The 2,500-nt window shown below is 34.2% G+C and carries 3 protein-coding genes and 2 pseudogenes (1 of these 5 cut by a window edge); 4 read left to right on the plus strand and 1 reads right to left on the minus strand.

Going from position 1 to position 2,500, the window contains the following annotated elements; genetic code table 11:
* Positions 1-68: 68 nt before the first annotated feature.
* Entirely contained in the window at positions 69-440 is a 372-nt protein-coding gene (locus LEP1GSC062_RS14520) for a helix-turn-helix transcriptional regulator (protein WP_020984655.1), read from the plus strand.
* A 261-nt stretch (positions 441-701) separates the two neighbouring features.
* Here LEP1GSC062_RS14520 and LEP1GSC062_RS24940 read toward each other — a convergent pair.
* A pseudogene (locus tag LEP1GSC062_RS24940) lies at positions 702-809 on the minus strand (IS481 family transposase); the annotation flags it as partial.
* 202 nt (positions 810-1,011) lie between these two features.
* Between LEP1GSC062_RS24940 and LEP1GSC062_RS14530 the strand changes: the two are divergent.
* The 3 genes and pseudogenes from LEP1GSC062_RS14530 to LEP1GSC062_RS14540 all read left to right on the plus strand — a co-directional run.
* Positions 1,012-1,326 carry a hypothetical protein gene (locus LEP1GSC062_RS14530; RefSeq protein WP_010578952.1) on the plus strand — a complete coding sequence of 105 codons (315 nt, stop codon included), beginning with the start codon at positions 1,012-1,014 and terminating at the stop codon, positions 1,324-1,326.
* A 349-nt stretch (positions 1,327-1,675) separates the two neighbouring features.
* Positions 1,676-2,293 carry an HNH endonuclease gene (locus LEP1GSC062_RS14535; RefSeq protein WP_010578953.1) on the plus strand — a complete coding sequence of 206 codons (618 nt, stop codon included), beginning with the start codon at positions 1,676-1,678 and terminating at the stop codon, positions 2,291-2,293.
* A gap of 64 nt (positions 2,294-2,357) precedes the next feature.
* Positions 2,358-2,500 (plus strand): annotated as a pseudogene (locus tag LEP1GSC062_RS14540) (IS256 family transposase) (it continues 1,214 nt past the right edge of the window).

The following is a 2,500-nucleotide window of genomic DNA, read 5'->3' on the forward strand; positions in this document are numbered from 1 at the left end:
GAAAGGAAGCATTTGAAGAGTTCGAAAAGTTATTAAGAATTACTTAGATAAAAGGAATTCACTATATTATGCAGGCAGTCATGAAAACGCCCCGTACTGAAGTTACGATTAAAGGAGAAATTTCCTCCACCCTATTGAAAGCTCTCAAAAAGGAATTCGGTAGGAAACTTCGTATAGAGAAGTCTGAAGAATCGATTTCTTGGAGAGATACTCAATTTTTCAAAGAAAATAAAGAGTTCCTTCAGCCTGGATCAAAATTGAAATATTATAGAAAAAAAGCAGGATTGAGCCTTACGGAACTTGGAGATAAATTGGGCGGTATCCCGAGACAAAATCTTTCGGCTATGGAATTAGGAAAAAGGCCAATTTCAAAAGATTTAGCAAAACAGCTTGCTAAATTGTTTAAAAAGCCAGTTGAGATTTTTCTTTATGCAGAGTGATTCTACATTTGAAAGGGAAATGCAGGATTTTGAAAGGCGAAAAAACTTTGATAAGAAGCATAATGAATTCTGAAATAGCTTTTCAATATGCAAATCCTTCGCATTAAAGTGTAATAGCCAAAATAATATCTGACATACTTTTAAAGTAGATTACGAAAACTGTAAATTGCCGAGATATCTTTTCTTAGCTAATTCCTTCGTGTCAGTCAAGGAAAGTTTGTATAGAATTTTCCAAGAACGATACTTCCTTGATGAATTCCTATCCCTGGAATAACCCGTTACGTTACAAGTCTTTGAGACGTTCTCCAAAGTCTCGGCCAACTTCAAAAGTCCAACTTTGTTTTTGATTATTTTTTGTACTGTTGTCATCTTTTTCTCTTTATTTATTTTAAGGAGTGTAAGATTAAGTTTTAACTATTACAGTTAATTTAACCCTCACTTACAGGCTTTACTCATTTCTACATAATAGAGTGTCCAAAATTCTGCGTCTAAACGTTGGATTTGTGCTCAAATTAACGGTATTCTATTTTATAGAGATCAGTAATGAAGAATAGGATAAAAGAAAGAAAGTATGGATAATAACCTAATAATTTCATTGATTACTGTTACTGGTTCAATAGCATCTGCTTGCATAACATATTACTTATCTAAAATATCACAAATTAAAGCAGAATGGCAAAAAGAAAAAATGACCCATTATAAGTTGTTGTTAGCTTCATTATCTGGATTGGCTGGAAATGCAAAAAATATGCGAGGGCACATGATCAATTTGCTCTTTCACTGTTTAGTTGCTCCACAAGCAGTTGTAACGGCGTTAATGGATTTTCACGATGAAGTTAAATATACCAATCAAAAAAAGTCCAAAGAAAAGCATGATAAGCTTTGAATTCAACTTTTATTAGAAATTCGTAAGGATATAGGTGTTTCTAAAAAGGATAGTTCCACTAATTTTGTATTTCATTTAATTGGTGTTCCGCCTTCGTAATTTTTGACACGTCGCATAACTTCGTCTCCTCGCTCCGTTCGAGATCGCTAATGCGACTCTCACTACGGGCTGAAGCCACATTTGCTTTGTCCCTCGGTTTGTGATCGCTCACTAAGGTTCGCTCAAACCTCGTGTCAATTCTTCCGCGCGCTCCAGAACCGCAAGCGTCGAGGAGACTCTTTTGTTAGCTGCCATTTTGAAAAATTTCTAAAAAAATCTTAACTGTTTTCTGAAAGAAGAATATGAAAATATGAATCAATTTCTAACTAAAATTTTCGAAATTTATAATCAATCGAAATCTAAAATTAACCCTGCCTGGAATTGGGAAGGAATAAAGAACACATACGAAAGAGAACCGAAATTGTTTGAGAATATCTTTAAAAGATCGAGTACAAATCGATACAATTTTCAAGAAGATCTTTTGATTAATAGCCTATGGATTGCGTCAAACGTTACAGACAGCTATCTGAAGCGTCCCAATTGCTGTTACTGTGGATTGATGTTCAAGCAAGCTGATTATTTTAATGGCATTGTTCATATTGATCATTTTAATCCAATAAGTAAGACAGGAATACACTCAGCAGGAAATATAATTCCTACTTGTAAAGATTGCAATTTACTTAAATCAAATCTATCAGATGATGAACTTTTGACAATTTTTCGAACTCCAGAGAAATTCTTTTCTGTAAAATATCTCAAGTCTACTGAAACTAAAAAGGAAAAACTAAAAGATTTTTCAGCTTTATTTTTCCAGCGATCATCTGGAGGAGAAGAATATCGCAATGCTTTTAACATTACGATTTATGATCAGAGAAAACATCAAGATGATATGAAAGCGAATTATCGTATGAAATGGCAAAACAATTGAGGGTGTCATCTCGATTGTGTAAATGACTTGTGAAAAAAGAAAAAGTAACAAGGATAAAAACAACATGAGCAAACCGAAGAATCGAGCAGAAGAACTACTCGATGAATTAATCAAAGGTAAAACCCCCGAAGAGCTGATCGGAAACGAAGGCCTCTTAAAACAACTCACCAAATCACTTGTTGAACGAGCAATGCAAGGAGAGATGAC

Origin of the sequence: Leptospira alexanderi serovar Manhao 3 str. L 60 (assembly GCF_000243815.2) — a bacterium.
Classification (GTDB): domain Bacteria; phylum Spirochaetota; class Leptospiria; order Leptospirales; family Leptospiraceae; genus Leptospira; species Leptospira alexanderi.

Coding starts and splice junctions, on each gene's coding strand:
- LEP1GSC062_RS14520 (WP_020984655.1), top strand. CDS start 69: ATGCAGGCAGTCATGAAAACGCCCCGTACTGAAGTTACGATTAAAGGA.
- LEP1GSC062_RS14530 (WP_010578952.1), top strand. CDS start 1,012: ATGGATAATAACCTAATAATTTCATTGATTACTGTTACTGGTTCAATA.
- LEP1GSC062_RS14535 (WP_010578953.1), top strand. CDS start 1,676: ATGAATCAATTTCTAACTAAAATTTTCGAAATTTATAATCAATCGAAA.